This window comes from Bacillus sp. UMB0893, from assembly GCF_002858905.1.
GTDB lineage: Bacteria > Bacillota > Bacilli > Bacillales > Bacillaceae > Bacillus_P.
The window spans coordinates 52,398-69,098 of sequence record NZ_PKLB01000011.1; the positions used below are offsets into that span (position 1 = coordinate 52,398).

Consider the following 16,701-nt stretch of genomic DNA (forward strand, 5'->3'; position numbering starts at 1 on the left):
CTTAATTCTCCTCTTCAAATAAAGCAATCAGCTCTTGTTTTGAGGTTACTTCAAGTAATTTTTTTACATTATCTTCTTCTGAGCAAAGAATCGCAATCTTTGATAGAAGCTCTAAATGCTCGCCATCTTTACCGGCGATTCCAAATAGGATTTTCGCGTCCTCTCCTGTTCCAAAATCGACTCCGCCCGGAACTTGAACAACAGAGATGCCTGAATGATTGACTTCTTTTTTAGCATCTTCTGTGCCATGAGGGATTGCAACGCCGTTCCCCATATAGGTAGTAGACAGTTCTTCACGCTCAAGCATTTTTTCTACATAGTCCTCGTTTACATATCCGTTTTCAACGAGTAGGTTTCCAGTTAAACGAATTGCTTCTTCCTTTGATCCAATTGTTTGATTTAGGAGGATATTTGTCTCATCCAGTATTTTTTTCATTGTCGTACACTCCTATTTCGTAAATTTTTGTGATAGCCATTTGTGAAAGGTTTCATTTAACACTGCTGTCATTTTTGCTCCATCACCTGATTGAAAGAGCTGAAGATTTTCCTCGGTTTCAATTAAAGTCGCACTGATCAGGCTTAGAATTTCAAGACCTGTATGAGAAAAATCTTCAGGTGCCAGCAACAAAGCAAGTGTCTTCATTTCAATTTCCTTGTTGTCCATGCTCGGGACCTTATAAGGGTGTTCAAGATTAAAAATAACGAAAACAGGTTTAAGGTTGCATGCATCTCTGCAATGATAAAGGGCAATCGAAGAATCGGGGATACCTAGTCCCCCAAGCTCCTCCCGCTTTAAAAGTTCACGTGTCAGCGTTTCAGAATCGGTAATGAGCCCCTGTTCCTTCAATACCTCTGCTGCTGATAATAAAACGTCCCGGTGATTTTCCTGATTATAGAAATGGTAGACTCTGAAATGCTGAAGAAGTTCTTTGACCGTCTTTGCTGCTTTATCAAATACTTCTATTTTCTCAAGTAAATTTACCTCACCGAGAGCCTCTGCATAGCTTGGATGCTTCGTCATCTTTTTAGACTTGGTCATTCTTTTTAATAGATTGCGGATTTTTTCAGCTTCATGATCGGCAAGCAGCGGACCTACCTGTATATATTCAGTGGAATCAAGCGGCAAACTGACGGTTGAGATAATTAAATCAAATTCCTCTATTTTCAGCTTTTTTAATCCGATCAATGAAGATAAGGTTGTTTCCGTTATTTCCGGAATCTCTTTGTGTATTCTCGTTGCGAGCATTTTCGATGATCCAATCCCGCTTGAGCAAACGATTAACGCTTTAAATGAATAGACTTGCCTTCTTTCTTCCAGCGCTGAACCAAAATGCAGGACGACAAAGGCTGTTTCATCATCTGGAAAAATGAGTGAAGGGAACACAAGCTCCAATCCTTTTTTCACAGCTTCATAAAGCTTTGGATAATTTTCTTTTGTCTCCTTGGCAAACGGATTATGTGTAAAAATGCCATCCTTCATTCGGTAATACGCTGGTTCAAGATGTGAAACGAGTCCATTGTACAGCGATTGATTTTTCCTGAGAGGAGCTCCAAGTTCATCAGCAACATACTCAATTAACTGCTTCACATGCAGGGAGATCAATGAATTTCTTTGTTCAAAGTTAAAGTCTTCATTTTGCCTTCTCGCTCTCCGCAGATGTACAGCAATCTGTGCAATTTCTTCATCTGGAATCAGGATGGAGAACTTTTTCTCTAACTGATCTCCTATTTGTGAAGCGATTTTATATTCATCACCCTGCAATTCATTCTTTTCAAATGAGACAGGTTCATGCTGCAAGAGCCTTTTTATGGCAACACCTAAATGAATCAACAATGCAAAATAAGCGTTATCTGTGATTTCATATGGCATCATTTCAAAGATTGGCTTCAATGCATCATCAATTTCAGTTAGCTCACAGCTGGTTAGAATCCCTAGATACGTTTGGCTTTCAGTCTGTGCTGGAGGTTTCTTTTCAATAACATGAATAAACTCCTGCTCATCAATCGTTTCAAGCAATAACGCTTCGAGCAATCTTCTTTTTGCTGTTTCCTCACCTGTCAGCTGAACACCAAAGCCTCTTTTTCTTACTAATTCAAGCTGATACGCCATTATTTTCTCTTCTACACGATCTAAATCATGGCTGATCGTGGCAGAAGATACAAGAAGCTTTGAAGCAAGGGAAAAGAGCTTCATTTGTTCCTTCGACTGAATTAATTCACATATAAGTAAATTTACCCTCTCATCCTGCAGATAATCATAAGAAGACTGCGAGGACAAGTCATTCCGCAGCTGGTCTATATCTTCCTTTAGACCAGTCAGCTTCACTCCTTGCCCTGCCTTCTTCTCAATGATGATGCGATATTGCTTCAGTGTATCTTCAAGCTTTTTCATTTCTCTATGAATGGTCCTCGAGCTAACTCCGATATCCTCTGCAAGCTTTTGAACTGTGATGAAATCGTGCTGTTCAAAAAGCTGTTTTAAAATATCCCGTTCTCTTGCTGTTATATACACATTCATCACCATCCTTGCTTACCAAGCAGACGGATTACTTCCTTAACTGCTCAACCAGCTCATCATATTTAGGGCTGTTCAAAAAGTTATCAACGGATATATGGTCAGCCTGAGGAACTTTAGCCTTTGCACGTTCCGTTAAATCCTTATGTGTAATAATAATATCCGCATCACTTGGCAAATTATTTATAGCCGAATTCGTGACCTCAATATCAAGTCCTGCTTTTTTGAATTTACTTTTCAATACAGAAGCTCCCATTGCACTTGACCCCATTCCGGCATCACATGCGAAGATTACTTTTTCAACAGGTTTTGCAGATGTTTGATCTCCTTGAGATAAAGCTTTCTCAGGTTGCTTAGCTTCCTTTAAATCCTCCACTAGTTTTTCATAGATAGGACTGTTCAAGAAGTTTTCTACAGAAAGATGAATCGCATTTGGCAATTTTTCTTTTGCCCGGCTTGTTAAATCTTTATGTGTAATCACGACATCCGCATCATTTGGCAGCTGCGCGATTGCTGTGTTAGTAACGTCAACGTCAAGCTCTGCTTTTTTCATTTTGTTTTTCAAAACAGATGCACCCATTGCACTTGATCCCATTCCAGCATCACACGCAAACACGACTCTTTGCACATCTTCGTAGCTGTTTGCTGCAGATGGTTTCTTTTCTGCAGTTAGAGTGCCTGCCACACTGCTTTTTTTGCCTTTCATTTGCTGCATTTTCTCTGTTGCCGCTTCAATACTCTCGTCATCGGATGATTTCGATGATTTCAAAATGACGCTTGCTACTAAGAATGAAATAGCTGTAGCAACCAATACCCCTAAAATCACACCTGCAAAGTTCCCTTTAGGCGTCATAGCCAATAGAGCAAAGATGCTTCCAGGTGATGGCGTAGCTACAAGTCCTGCATCAAACAGCATGAATGTCATAACTCCACTTGCTCCGCCGGCAATAGCAGCTAAGATTAAAAGTGGCTTCATTAAGATGTAAGGGAAGTAAATTTCATGAATTCCCCCAAAGAAATGAATAATCGCTGCTCCTGGTGAAGACTGTTTAGCATTTCCTTTTCCAAAAAACATATAGGCAAGCAAAATGCCTAGCCCTGGTCCAGGGTTTGATTCGATTAAGAATAAGATTGATTTACCTGCATTTGATGCTTGCTCAATCCCGATTGGACTAAAGATTCCATGATTGATTGCATTGTTTAAGAATAAAACTTTTGCCGGCTCTACAAAAACACTTGCCAGAGGCAGAAGACCTGCGGAAACGATGGCTTCAACTCCGCCGATCAGAATATTTGTTAATCCTGAAACTAGAGGTCCAATTGCTTTAAAAGCTACTATTGTTAATAGTCCAGCTAAAATACCAGCTGAAAAGTTGTTGTACAGCATCTCAAAACCAGATTTGACTTTATCTTTGAAAAGCTGATCCACTTTTTTGATTAAATACCCGCCGAGCGGACCCATAATCATGGCACCGAGGAACATCGGTATTTCTGAACCTACAATAACCCCCATTGTTGCTGTCGCACCAACGACTCCTCCGCGCAGGTCATACACCATGCGTCCTCCTGTAAACCCGATCAGCAATGGCAAGAGATATGTGATCATCGGTCCTACAAGCTCAGCTAATTCCTTATTCGGCAGCCAGCCTGTTGGAATAAATAAAGCTGTAATCAGTCCCCATGCAATAAATGCCGCAATGTTCGGCATAATCATTCCGCTTAGATGACTTCCAAAGCGCTGAATACGGACTTTTATATCTGAATTGTTTTGTTTAGACATGTATTAACCTCCTAATGGAAAAATTATGAAAGCGTTTTACTAAAGTGCTATATGTCTATCTTAAGACTCAGATCCTGTTCCTACAATTTAAAGAAAACCTATTTTTGTCACTTGTGCTGTTGCCAACTATAAAATGACTGGAATTCACGCTCTAAGACTTGTAAAATAGAGGAAAACATTCGGGGAGGAACTCATGAAGATTCGAATCTTGAATGAAACGGATGCCAGTGCCTACCGTGCAATCCGGCTGGAAGGTTTAAAAAACCGCCCTGAAGCATTTGGATCAAGCTTTGAGGAAGAACAGCACTTTACAATCAATCTTTTCAAATCGAGAATTCAATCAGAGTTTGCCTTTACGTTTGGCGCCTTCGAAAATGAAGCACTTGCAGGCGTTGTCACTCTGGTAAAAGAAACGAAGATCAAGCTCAAACACAAAGCTTCGATTTTCGCGATGTACGTCTCTCCTTATTACAGGGGTAAAGGAATTGGGAAAGAGCTAATGCTTGAGGCCATAAAAAAAGCAAAGCAGCTGAACGATATTGAACAGCTTCAACTATCAGTTGTGAGCACTAATCAATCAGCAAAGCAGCTTTACACTTCATTAGGATTCTCTGAGTATGGACACGAAAAACGAGCACTTAAGGCCGATGGAGTTTATTATGATGAGGATCACATGGTTTTATTTCTGTAAGAAAGATGAGCGATTTGATTACTGCCAGCTAACAAGGAAACAATGATTTCTACTTTACAATTCATACACTACTAATTATCCACAATGAAAAACTGGACCAGCATGCGGTCCAGTTTTTATTTCGGCCTTTCAATTGAAAACACTTCTCCGATTCTGGCGTAATCATTTCCAGCAAGCCTGCTGACAGCTCCAAGTTCATCACGATGGATTCTTCCTTTTTCATAAATACTTTCTTCTATATGAAACTGAACGATTTTGCCGATGATTAAATCGCATCCTGGAGAATCTGCTCCGCCCAGCTCAATAATTTGTTCCAGTACACACTCCATACGCACTTTCGATTCCATTATTCCAGGCACGGCAATCTTGGTGCTAGTAACTGGGGTTAATTTCGCAAGCTCAATCTCACTCTGGTCAGGCGGAAGGTTGGCTGCTGTGATGTTTATTTTTTCGACGTTTTCATGATCCACGATATGAACAACAAATTCTTTCACATCACTTATATTTCTCGCTGTATCTTTTTGCTTTCCTTCACTTCGTTGAACCGACACTGAAATCATCGGAGGATTGGATGAGACGATATTAAAGTAGCTAAACGGTGCACCGTTCAGTGTACTGTCTTCTGCCAATGATGTGACAAATGCAATCGGCCTTGGGATGATGCTGCCGGTTAAGAGCTTATAGTTCTCCCTTTCCGTATTTGAAGCTGGATCTATCGCTAGCATGATACTCCCCCTCTTTACAGTTCTCTTATCTTAAATGGCGCAAGCACTTTTTCAATTTTGTCTCTTTGCGGTTCATACCATTTTGGCAGCATCAGCTTTTCACCAAGTATCTCTTCATCATGTGCAAACCCCGGAGGATCAGTTGCAATTTCAAAAAGAATTTCTCCGTGTTCTCTGAAATAGATTGCATTGAAATATTGACGATCCTGTACAGGCGTAACTTGATACCCGCCGGCTGCAACATGTTTTTGCCATTCTAGCTGATCTTCATCATTTTCTGCACGGAATGCAATATGGTGAACCGTTCCAACTCCCATTTGTCCGCGTCCGATTGAAGTCATTTTTAAATCAATCCTATTTCCAATTTCTGCTGATGATCGAAAACGGATAAAATCTCCTTCTTGGCCGATTTTTTCAAATCCCATAATATTTTCTAAAAGGTCAGCTGTTTTTTCAGGCTGTCCTGATAAAAGTGTGGCCCCTCCGAACCCTTTTATCGCAACATCAGATGTCACTCCGCCAAATTCCCAGGTGTTACGTTCTCCCTCATCTCTTTCTACAATTTCAAGATGAAGGCCATGGGGGTCATCAAATTCTAAATACTGCTCGCCAAAACGCTCCATTTTTGTGAATGGCACGTTATGTTTCTCAAGTCTCTTTTCCCAAAAATCCATCGATCCCGATGGAACAACATATGATGTCACTCCAACTTGCCCATCTCCAATTCTGCCTTGATAGGCATCTGGCCAAGGAAAAAAAGTAATAATGGTACCCGGTTTTCCAGCTTCGTCTCCAAAATAAAGATGGTATGTGCCGGGATCGTCAAAATTAATCGTTTGCTTTACTAGTCTCAGGCCAAGTACCCCTGCATAAAAATCTGCATTTTCCTGGGGATGACCGACCATTGCAGTAATATGGTGGATACCTGCTGTTTTCTTTGTCATGGATAATCTCTCCTTTATTTTAATATTTTCTCTTATTTCTTCTATATAAAACGTAAATAAAAAATTATCTCGAATTCAAGATAATTTTAGTTCATTTCTTCTCTTATGTCAATGATATGCCATTTTTTCAAAACGCCATTATGGAATTCACTGTATCCATTTCTGATCATGTAAAAAACAAAAAATGGACACCCGATGATTTACTGGCTTTAACCCAAACTCCAAAAAGAGCCATTCCTCGTTCTGAAATATTTCTCGAATTGTTTTTTACAGTGATATGGGCTTCCATCCTTTTTAACGCATCGAATATACTTGGCTGGTATGAACTGCAAGGAAAAGGTCTTGAAAATCTCAAGCTCGCTGCCCCCCTATTTCAGGCAGATGTTCTTAAGATGTATCTCCCCGGCATCGCTGTTATTCTCGTATTAGAACTTTTCATTGCCATTTACAAGCTTTATACAGGCAGATGGGATAAATGGATAGCATGGTTAAATGCTCTAAGCAATCTCCTATTCTGCAGCTTTTACTGTATTATGCTTTTGAATCCCGATCTCTTCAATGAAGCATTTATCAGCAATATAATGGATTCAATCGGAGTGCAGTCTGAAAATCAAGAAGATGTCTGGTCCAAATGGATTTGGGGTTCAGCTGCCATCGTTATTCTCTTTTCGATAGTGGATGTAGTAAAGGGATTCAGGAACAGCAGAAAGAATATTCTTTAACAGGCAAAAGGTGTTTACCGAATGGTAAACACCTTTTAGTGTAGACAAAACCATTTTTAGAAACAAAACTACTAAAAATGACGATTCTTCTTCTCTACTCTGGGGTGCGATTTAAAAATATCCCGAGACTTTCCCCCATAATCCCGTACAAATGTGAACAAGCTTGATAAGCGAGTGAATCAGCAAGTTTGCCAACTTTTTTAAAGCACGTTTATTCGAATGTGTTTTTTATTCTAAAAAAAGAAAAGGCACCGAATTAACGGTGCCTTTTCTATTCAATTATCAAACAATTGCTTCAAGGGTAACTTCAATGTTTCCTCTGGTTGCTTTTGAATATGGGCAAAAATCATGAGCCTTGTGAACAAGGTCTTCTAATTGATCTTTTTCAATGCCTGTCCCTTTCACATCCAGCTTAACAGCAAGCTTAAATCCTCCGTCAGCCTCGTCTTTCAGGAAGCTTACATTGGCAGTGACCTCAGAATCAAATTTCACTTTTTCTTTTCTTGCCATATGCTGCAAGGCGCCATCGAAACAAGCTGCATACCCCGCTGCAAAAAGCTGCTCAGGGTTTGTTGCATTAGGTATTTTTTCTGCTCGAGGTGAGCCGGGCATTGCAATATCCATATTAATTACGTCATTTGATGAGTGAACTTTTCCTTCTCTTCCGCCAACAGCAGTAACAGAGGTAGTGAATAATGGTTCTGTCATTTTTCATCTTCCTTTCCAGAAAATAAATAATCTGTTATGCACATACTTTATATACCCTTTTTTATAAATGTTATTCTTCTGAACGATTTCAAATTTACGAGCAGCAAAGATTGATTTTCAAAATCTTTCAGGCTTTCTTTAAATAAAATAAATATTTTTTGCAGAAACTAAGTTATCAACTATAAATAAGGTTTGAACTAGTACCGCTATTGACATCGAGCATTTGGCAACACCAAGGCATGTAAGGGTATTCTCTTTCATTCATGTACCCATATCGGCTGCAATCAAAAGTTTATGTTCTATATACTTAAAAAGTTATTGTTTTTTTGCGTGAAATATTTAAAGTCTCCGGAGACTGCAGAAAACAAAAAAGAAAATTTCATTAGATTATAAAAAAGGCTCTTTTCGTAAAGTTTGTTGCTTTTTTATGGTTAAAACCTTTAGTGGATTGCAGCGTAAGGCACTTGACTCCTGCGGGAAATAGAAGGGAAAGGGAGACCCCACAGGCATAGCCGAGGAGGCTCCGATTCCTCCCCGCGGAAAGCAAGTGCCTGCAGCAGAAATCCACGGGTGAAATTCATAACCAAAATCAACAATCAATACAAAAACAGCATAAAAAAATAAGCAGTTTTGAGGTGTATGGATGAGACCAAAAGTTGAAGTGAAAAATGTAACGAAGGTATTCGGAAAATCCCCCAAGAATGCTATTAAGTTACTTGAAGAAGGATATTCAAAAAAAGAGATATTGGAAAAAACGGGATCAACCATTGGCGTCAATGGTGCAAGCTTTGAGATATACCCAGGTGAAATATTTGTTGTTATGGGTCTTTCAGGCAGTGGAAAATCAACACTGATCCGCATGCTGAATCGGTTAATTGACCCTACCAAAGGCGAAATTTTAATTGATGATACTGATATTGTAAAAATGTCCGCACAGCAATTAAGAGATGTCCGCAGAAATAAAATAAGCATGGTATTTCAAAACTTCGCTTTATTCCCTCATAAAACCGTACTTGAAAATACGGAACATGGGCTTGTACTTCGAAATGTACCAGCAAATGAAAGAAGAGAAAAAGCTATGCAATCCTTGGCGATTGTTGGATTGAAGGGATATGAGAATCAGTATCCCTCGCAGCTCAGCGGAGGCATGCAGCAAAGGGTTGGTCTTGCAAGAGCACTTGCAAGCGATACAGACATCCTATTAATGGATGAAGCATTTAGTGCGCTAGATCCTTTAATTCGCAAAGACATGCAGGATGAATTACTGGAACTTCAAGAAACCATGAAAAAAACAATCATTTTTATTACTCATGACCTCGATGAAGCCCTTCGCATAGGTGACCGAATTGCATTAATGAAGGACGGCAGTGTGATTCAAATTGGATCACCAGAGGAAATCATGATGAATCCTGCAGACAAATACGTAGAACGATTTGTCGAAGATGTGGACCTTTCCAAGGTGCTGCAGGCATCACATGTTCTAAAACGGGCTGAGAGAATGACTCCCGATCGCGGTCCGCGTGTTGCTCTGCAAATCATGAAGGCTCAAGGATATTCAAGCATCTTTATTGTAGACCGTAAACAAAAGCTCTTAGGTGCGCTCACTGCTGATGACGCATCAATTGCAGTTAAAGAGAATAAGTCAGTCGAAGAAGTGATGGAAAAAAATTTAGTAACCGTACTAGAGGATACATTGCTTACAGACGTTATTGAAGCACTTTCCAATTCTGCCTTCCCTGTTGCAGTAGTTGATCAGGAAAATCGCCTAAAAGGCGTTATTATTCGCGGTGCTGTTATTGGGGCTCTTGCCGGTAATAAGGATGATCTGAACATGAAGGAGGTAGATTAAATGGGTCTTCCGCAAATCCCTCTCGCTGATTGGGTAGATACAGCCGTAAAATGGATCGTGACAAATTTCCAAGGTTTTTTCAGCGGCATATCTGCTGTAACCGATGGATTTATTGATAGTCTCGTAAAGGTTTTAGAGCTTGGCCCTCCTCTGGTGCTAATTGTATTGATTACACTGCTCGCTCTTTATACAAGCCGCTGGTCTGTTGGTCTTTTTACATTAATAGGTTTGCTATTAATTGAAAATCTTGGCCTTTGGGATGCAACGGTCAACACGTTAGCGCTGGTGCTTTCATCCGTTATTATCACCATTCTTATCGGTATTCCGATTGGAATATGGGCTTCGCAAAGTGATAAAGTAAGACAGGTTGTCACCCCTATTCTTGATTTTATGCAGACTATGCCTGGATTCGTTTATCTTATTCCGGCTATTCTTTTCTTCGGAATAGGAGTTGTTCCAGGAATTATCGCTTCTGTTATTTTCGCCGTACCCCCAACAATCAGGTTAACCAACCTTGGGATACGTGAAGTTCCGGAGGATCTGATCGAGGCTTCAAATGCTTTTGGCTCAACCACTTCGCAAAGGCTCTTCACGCTGCAGCTGCCGCTTGCAGCCCCTACTATTTTAGCCGGGGTTAACCAAAGCATCATGCTTGCATTATCCATGGTCGTTATTGCGTCATTGGTAGGTGCACCAGGCTTAGGGGCTGAAGTTTACCGTGCTGTTACACAGGTTCAAGTTGGAGAAGGATTTGTTGCCGGTTTAGCGATTGTTATTATCGCAATCATCTTGGACCGAATTTCACAAAATCTCCGAAAACCAGCTTATAGTAACTTGATACCTAAAAGATTCGCTTACAGTATTGTTGCTATATTGGTAATCGGTGCATTAATTGCAGTTTCTGTTGGCGGCGGCCAAGCTGAAAAGGCATCTCCAAGTAAGGTAGGAGAACAGGTTGATTACGAAATTATCGGTATTGATCCTGGAGCCGGACTGATGAAATCAACTGAAAAAGCAATGAATGATTATGGTTTAAAGGGAGATTGGACATTAGTTGAAGGATCTTCAGCTGCGATGACCGCTGAATTGCAAAAAGCTTATGATCGTAAAGAACCTATTATTATTACTGGATGGACACCTCATTGGATGTTTACCAAGTACAAGCTGAAATACTTAGAAGATCCAAAAGGCTCGTTCGGAAAAGGTGAATCCATTCATACCATCGTCAAAAAAGGCTTAGATGAAGAAAATCCCGGTGCTTATAAAATCCTGGATCAATTCTACTGGGAACCTAAAGACATGGAAGAAGTGATGGGCGATATCCAAGAAGGAATGAAGCCTGAGGAAGCCGCTGAAAAATGGGTGAAAAGCCATCCTGATGAAGTGAAAAAATGGACAGAAGGCACTCAAAAAGGCAACGGTGAGAAAGTAAGCCTCGTCTACGTTTCTTGGGAATCTGAAATCGCAAGTACAAACGTCATTGCAGCTGCATTAAAGAATGAAGGCTATGACGTTACTCTAAAGCAAGTAGAAGCAGGACCAATGTTTACTGGTGTAGCTAACGGAAGTGCAGACGCATTAGTAGCTGCATGGCTTCCTACAACACATCAGGATTATATCAACGAATATAAAGATCAAATTGTCGATCTTGGGCCAAATCTGAAAGGAACAAAATTAGGTTTAACCGTTCCGGAATACATGCCGATTGATTCAATTGAAGATCTGAAAAAATAACTAAAATGTGCTGAAGAATTATTCTTCAGCACGTTTTTTAATTTCTATTGTTAATCTCTTTTTTTTCATACATATTGCTTCTGACCTTCAGCCATTCAAACAGGTGCGTAATGATCACTTTCAATACCGCATAGCCAGGCACGGCCAGTATGATGCCAACTACACCAAATAAATTCCCGGCGGTCAGGATAACAAAAATGATGGTGATTGGGTGGATATGAAGATTTCGTCCCATAATCTGCGGAGAAATGAACTTCCCTTCCACTAATTGCACTACTGTCCAAACAATAATTAATTTCAGCACCATAAATGGAGAGGTAACAAGGGCAATAATTAATGCAGGCGTAATCGCAATCGCGGGTCCTAAATAGGGAACCACACTTGTAAAAGCTGCGATTAGTGCGAGCAGCGATGCATATTCCATCCCAATGATCAAAAAGCCGACATACATTAAAGCTCCGATGCAAAAACTGACGATAATCTGGCCTCTAATATAGGAACTGATTTGATTATTCATTTCGTGCAGCACTGTAAACGTTGAGTTTCTAAATGATACAGGCAAAAACTTCAGAAAATAGGGGGCAAGTTTTTTCCCATCTTTTAATAGATAAAACAAAATAAATGGAAGAGTCACAATTGCCAGGATAAAGTCTTTCACAATCCCAACAATATTTCCGATGCCAGTAAACATATTATCAATGATCGTCGAGGCCTGATCTGAAATCTGTTTCGACAGATCCGCTACATTAATATTTAACGTCTTCTGTGCCTGATTCACAAATTCACTTCCAACCACTTCTCTAACCAGGAGCTCTACATCTCTCGTATATTGCGGAAAACGGTTAATCAAGCTCATTACCTGTTCCCTGAGAAACGGGATAACAGACACAATCAGAATTGTCAGTATGCCAATGATCAGTATAAAAAGAGCTAGTATCGTGTAAATTCTCTTAATTCCTTTTCTTTCAAAAAAATCGACAACTGGATTCAGCAAATAATAAACGATGGCCGCAAGAATAATCGGCAGCAAAATTGTCTTAATTAAAACCTCAATCGGCGTAAAGATAAAGGATACTTTCATAAAAACAAGAATGTTCAATCCTATCAATAATAAAATCAGCAGGAAAAGAACAAATCGATTATTCAGAATGAATCTTTTAAACGTCCCTACTCTGGGATTAACCGGCTTCATGAGTGTCCTCCTTTTTCTCTCTGCACTCAGATAGTTCACTATCTATGATTATTATAGTGGCTTTTTTATGAAAATGAAAATATAACCAATGGTTATTTCATAATTATTGGAGGAATGGAGATAACCCTTCTGGCGCTTTAACCCATTTACATTCTGCCATTATTTAAATGAACAAGCTTATCTGGATTAGCGATCATATAAATGGAATCGATTTTTTCTTCTTCAAATTCAAAGGATACTACGTATGACACCCTATTATTTATCAATACAATGATGCCGGGTCCGCCGTTTACTATTTGATACTCGAAGGACGTTCCTTTCGGAAGCTTCGTCATCACACCCAGCAGCAAACGGACAATTCTTTCGGCAGTGTGAATCGGTTTAAGCGCAGCTTTGACTTTTCCGCCTCCATCCGATTTATATACCGCATCTGTTTTAAGCGACGCAAGCATTGCTCCTATATCCGCCCTTTGCAATGCCCCGACAAACTGTTCAACATACTCCTTCATTTTAGAGAAATCTGTCTGGTCAGTGTTTGGCCTGGCCTCCATGCTTTTTCTGGACCGATGAAAAATTTGCCTGCAGTTTACGGCACTCTTTTCAACAATAGCGGCTATTTCATCATAATCGTATTGAAACACTTCCCGCAAAAGAAAGACCGATCTCTCAGTTTCAGTTAATTGCTGTAAAAGAAGGAGATACGCATTTGAAATTGATTCTTTCATAAGATAGGACTCAGACGGATTATTGATATCTTCAACTAACGGTTCCGGCAGCCACGTACCAATGTATACGTTCCGCTTTTGGACACTTGAACGAAGCTTGTCAATCGTACGATTCGTCACCATTCTGCACAAAAATGCTTTCTCATTTTGAATGGCCTCTTTCTTTTTATGTTCATCGAATGCAAGGAAGGTGTCATGAACAATATCTTCTGCATCCATAACACTTCCAAGCATTTGGTAAGCCAGTGAAAAGAGCAATGGTTTATACGTTTGATAGAGTTGTTCGGTCTCCAAGATCCATCAGCCTCTCTTTTGAATCATGACTTTTGATAATATGCATCGCAGCTCGCTTCCCGCTGGCTGCAGCTGCATCTGCTAATAGTTCATCATGCCCTGCCCAATCTCCTGCTGCATATAACCCTTCGACTTGTTCAATAGCGGGACCAGGCTTAATAAGCCGTCCAATGTGGGGGAAATCGTGTACTACAGTCATTTTAGGAAGATATTGCTTTTCCCTTACTTCTTTCTGCCACCCTGGTTGAATCAGATTCATCATATGCTCCAAATGTTTTCTATCTGCTTCAGGCTCACAAGAAAGAACGGCAGGATCGTGATATTTAATCAAGCTCACAACAACGGTTCCATCCTCACTCAGTTTTGCCGCTCTCGACTGATTTGTGAAAAAAAGCGGCTGATCCAGCCCTAATACGAATTGATGTTTAGGTTGAGGAAGACTTTTTAATCCAAGATCCAGACAAGCTGCCGTAATAGGCCTCGCCTGTTCCTTCCAATCATGAAGTGGTGTAGCTTCAGCACCTTTTATTAACTTGTATGCTTCAGAAGGAGAAACAGCCAAAATAACTGAAGATGCCACAAACAATTCTCCATTTGAACATGAAACTCTTTTCATCTGAGCATACGGATCAACTTCTATAACGTTTTGATGGTGAAGAAATGCAGCTCCAGCTTCTTCTGCCTTTTTTCTAAGCTTTGTAACCAGAGATCCCCAGCCACCGTCAACATAGAACACTCCATCTTTCAACGACAGTTGGATTTGTTTTAGAACAGGACGTGCCAGCTGGACCTTGGGTGCATATGTGTAGGTTGTCGTTCTGCAAAGAGCATAAAATATGTGCCTTACAAGGGGATCCGTTATTTCTTTTTCAGCCCATTCGCTCAAACTAATAGCAGGTATTGTATGGATATCGAGCATGCGGAGCTTCATCATGAGCCGGATGAAGGTAATTTTGCCTGTCACAGATAGCAATGAAGAAGATAATACAGAGCGTAAATCTGTAGGTATCGTAAACACCTGGTTCTTCCACAACCCATGTGCCCCAGTTGAAGGAATCCCTCCATCCAACGATATGCCAAGCTCATTTAATATAGTCATTGCTTCTCCCCCGCGGTACAGGGCATGAGCACCCAGGTTCATAAGAATGCCGTTCTTATTTGTTGTGATTGCCCTACCGCCAATCAGGTCTGACTTTTCCAAAACAAGTACTTTTTTGCCTTCTCTTGCCAGATAAGTGGATGCTGTCAAACCAGCAAGTCCTCCGCCAATAATAATGACATCAAAAATGTTCATTCATTTCCCTCCTTCTTATTCTGCAAACAAGACGAATGAGGGAAATGGTTTGTGACATATGAAAGGGAGAAAATCAGTTTATTGCAGGAAATTTTTGAAGAAGCAAAAAAGGACAACCCTGTTTTGAATTGTCCTTTCATTCCTTATTTGCTTATAAACATCTGCGTCCAATAGTGGCCGCTAGAGCCGCCTTTCGCATATCCTACCCCTATTTCTTTAAAATTAGCAGATAAAATATTCTTGCGATGCCCTTCACTGTTCATCCAGGCTGCCACAACACTTTTCGCTGTCGTTTGGCCTGCAGCAATATTTTCTCCGGCATAGCTGTACTGAATGCCAAATTTCTTCATCATATCAAATGGTGAACCGTATGTAGGTGATGTGTGGCTGAAATAATTTTTGTCCCGCATGTCTTCAGATTTATATCTTGCAACTCTCGCAAGCTCCCAATTGGCTGAAAGCGGCTTTAAGCCGTATTTCGCACGTTCCTGATTAACAAGGGTAACAACTTCGCTTTCCATGCTTTGATAAGGTGTTCCGCTTGGAATGTTCAGAGCTTGACCAGGATAAATCATATTTGCATTTTTAACGCTGGGATTAGCTTTTATTAACTCCGAAACGCCAACCTGATACTTAGATGCAATTTTCCACATCGTGTCATCGCTTTTTACGGTGTATGTACTTGCAGCACTTGCTTGACTGCTGAATCCAAAGGCTAGAGCGACTAGTAACAACATGAGTGATAAAGATTTTAATGTTTTCATAGCTTTATTTTATACGAATACTAGATTTGAAGAATAGCGGTAGTATTTACCGATTAAAAGAGTTTGCATTAGAGGAAAGTTAGTCAGAAAATGTTTTCCACTTCCTGCCTAAAGCAGCATGGCATCCATTTAATTTATGTAGATCCTCCTGCTCCTCCTCCGCTGGCGCTTGAACTCCTGCGTTTTTCAATTGCATTGACGCCCATGACAACAGCTATCAGTTCTTCTGTGAGAAGAAAATCTGAGTAATTCTTCAATTCGTATGCAGCTGCTTGAAAGATTCCGCTTACTTTTTTGAATGTCGCCACTGCTGCTTTGTTCCCATCGAGTATAGTGTATTCTTTTGAGAATGCTGGTGACTCAATCTCAAATCTGCCGGAATTTGTTGTATAACTATAACGCTTTGTGAAGAATGAAAATGAAGCCCTTACCTCGCCAAATTCCTTCCCATTCGGCTGTTTAATCGTCCATTTGCCAGATAAAAACGGAAAGCTGCCTTCAACAATGATCTCGCCTTTTTGATTCTCCACACTTACACTTGAAGTGAATGCACTTTTCAAATCGAGTTTTCCAAGTATTTCTTGTGATTCATTATAAATATCAGTTCTTCCGGAAGAGAAAATTCGATCAGTGAAGTATACGCATTTATCCATATCTAACACTCCTTTAATATTTATACGAATGGAGCATTGCATATGTTTCAGACTTTTTTGTGAAACTACTCTTAAGGCTGCAGATAGTCTACACCTGTTCCTGCAGGGTTA

Annotated in this window: 15 protein-coding genes; 4 read left to right on the plus strand and 11 right to left on the minus strand. The window is 40.1% G+C overall.

Features of this window, described 5'->3' with window-relative positions:
* Position 1: 1 nt before the first annotated feature.
* Genes CYJ36_RS21195 through CYJ36_RS21205 form a run of 3 tightly spaced genes read right to left on the minus strand, consistent with a single transcriptional unit; the run spans position 2 to position 4,295 of the window.
* Positions 2–436, minus strand: a complete 435-nt coding sequence (locus CYJ36_RS21195; protein WP_101569247.1) for a PTS sugar transporter subunit IIA — start codon at positions 434–436, stop codon at positions 2–4.
* A 12-nt stretch (positions 437–448) separates the two neighbouring features.
* Entirely contained in the window at positions 449–2,524 is a 2,076-nt protein-coding gene (locus CYJ36_RS21200) for a BglG family transcription antiterminator (RefSeq protein WP_101569248.1), read from the minus strand.
* Between the two features lie 22 nt (positions 2,525–2,546).
* Positions 2,547–4,295, minus strand: a complete 1,749-nt coding sequence (locus tag CYJ36_RS21205) for a PTS mannitol-specific transporter subunit IIBC (RefSeq protein WP_101569249.1) — start codon at positions 4,293–4,295, stop codon at positions 2,547–2,549.
* A gap of 193 nt (positions 4,296–4,488) precedes the next feature.
* Between CYJ36_RS21205 and CYJ36_RS21210 the strand changes: the two genes are divergently transcribed.
* Complete coding sequence (locus CYJ36_RS21210) at positions 4,489–4,986, plus strand: GNAT family N-acetyltransferase (RefSeq protein ID WP_101569250.1); 498 nt, start codon at positions 4,489–4,491, stop codon at positions 4,984–4,986.
* A 116-nt stretch (positions 4,987–5,102) separates the two neighbouring features.
* Here CYJ36_RS21210 and CYJ36_RS21215 read toward each other — a convergent pair whose 3' ends face one another.
* Both CYJ36_RS21215 and CYJ36_RS21220 read right to left on the minus strand, forming a co-directional pair.
* Complete coding sequence (locus tag CYJ36_RS21215) at positions 5,103–5,711, minus strand: flavin reductase family protein (RefSeq protein WP_101569251.1); 609 nt, start codon at positions 5,709–5,711, stop codon at positions 5,103–5,105.
* Between the two features lie 14 nt (positions 5,712–5,725).
* The gene (locus CYJ36_RS21220; protein WP_101569252.1) at positions 5,726–6,655 is read right to left on the minus strand and encodes a ring-cleaving dioxygenase; all 930 of its coding nucleotides are present in this window, start codon (positions 6,653–6,655) and stop codon (positions 5,726–5,728) included.
* Positions 6,656–6,795: 140 nt separating this feature from the next.
* Between CYJ36_RS21220 and CYJ36_RS21225 the strand changes: the two genes are divergently transcribed.
* The gene (locus CYJ36_RS21225; protein WP_219621144.1) at positions 6,796–7,377 is read left to right on the plus strand and encodes a hypothetical protein; all 582 of its coding nucleotides are present in this window, start codon (positions 6,796–6,798) and stop codon (positions 7,375–7,377) included.
* Between the two features lie 282 nt (positions 7,378–7,659).
* Here CYJ36_RS21225 and CYJ36_RS21230 read toward each other — a convergent pair whose 3' ends face one another.
* Positions 7,660–8,085: an organic hydroperoxide resistance protein gene (locus tag CYJ36_RS21230; RefSeq protein ID WP_101569254.1), complete on the minus strand. Its 426-nt coding sequence runs from the start codon at positions 8,083–8,085 to the stop codon at positions 7,660–7,662.
* 643 nt (positions 8,086–8,728) lie between these two features.
* On the opposite strand from CYJ36_RS21230, the gene CYJ36_RS21235 reads away from it, so the two are divergent.
* Both CYJ36_RS21235 and CYJ36_RS24700 read left to right on the plus strand, forming a co-directional pair.
* Entirely contained in the window at positions 8,729–9,934 is a 1,206-nt protein-coding gene (locus CYJ36_RS21235; RefSeq protein ID WP_101569255.1) for a quaternary amine ABC transporter ATP-binding protein, read from the plus strand.
* Complete coding sequence (locus CYJ36_RS24700) at positions 9,935–11,668, plus strand: glycine betaine ABC transporter substrate-binding protein (protein WP_101569256.1); 1,734 nt, start codon at positions 9,935–9,937, stop codon at positions 11,666–11,668.
* A gap of 37 nt (positions 11,669–11,705) precedes the next feature.
* Here CYJ36_RS24700 and CYJ36_RS21245 read toward each other — a convergent pair whose 3' ends face one another.
* From CYJ36_RS21245 to CYJ36_RS21265, 5 genes are all read right to left on the minus strand, one after another.
* Positions 11,706–12,860, minus strand: coding sequence for an AI-2E family transporter (locus CYJ36_RS21245; RefSeq protein ID WP_101569257.1), 1,155 nt, complete (start codon positions 12,858–12,860; stop codon positions 11,706–11,708).
* A gap of 146 nt (positions 12,861–13,006) precedes the next feature.
* Positions 13,007–13,879, minus strand: coding sequence for an RNA polymerase sigma-70 factor (locus tag CYJ36_RS21250; protein WP_101569258.1), 873 nt, complete (start codon positions 13,877–13,879; stop codon positions 13,007–13,009).
* Positions 13,848–15,173: a phytoene desaturase family protein gene (locus tag CYJ36_RS21255; protein ID WP_101569259.1), complete on the minus strand. Its 1,326-nt coding sequence runs from the start codon at positions 15,171–15,173 to the stop codon at positions 13,848–13,850. The genes CYJ36_RS21250 and CYJ36_RS21255 overlap by 32 nt, the downstream gene beginning before the upstream one ends.
* A gap of 143 nt (positions 15,174–15,316) precedes the next feature.
* Positions 15,317–15,937 (minus strand): SafA/ExsA family spore coat assembly protein, encoded by a 621-nt coding sequence (gene safA, locus CYJ36_RS21260; RefSeq protein WP_101569260.1) that lies wholly within the window; start codon positions 15,935–15,937, stop codon positions 15,317–15,319.
* A 134-nt stretch (positions 15,938–16,071) separates the two neighbouring features.
* Entirely contained in the window at positions 16,072–16,590 is a 519-nt protein-coding gene (locus CYJ36_RS21265) for a hypothetical protein (protein WP_101569261.1), read from the minus strand.
* Positions 16,591–16,701: the final 111 nt, after the last annotated feature.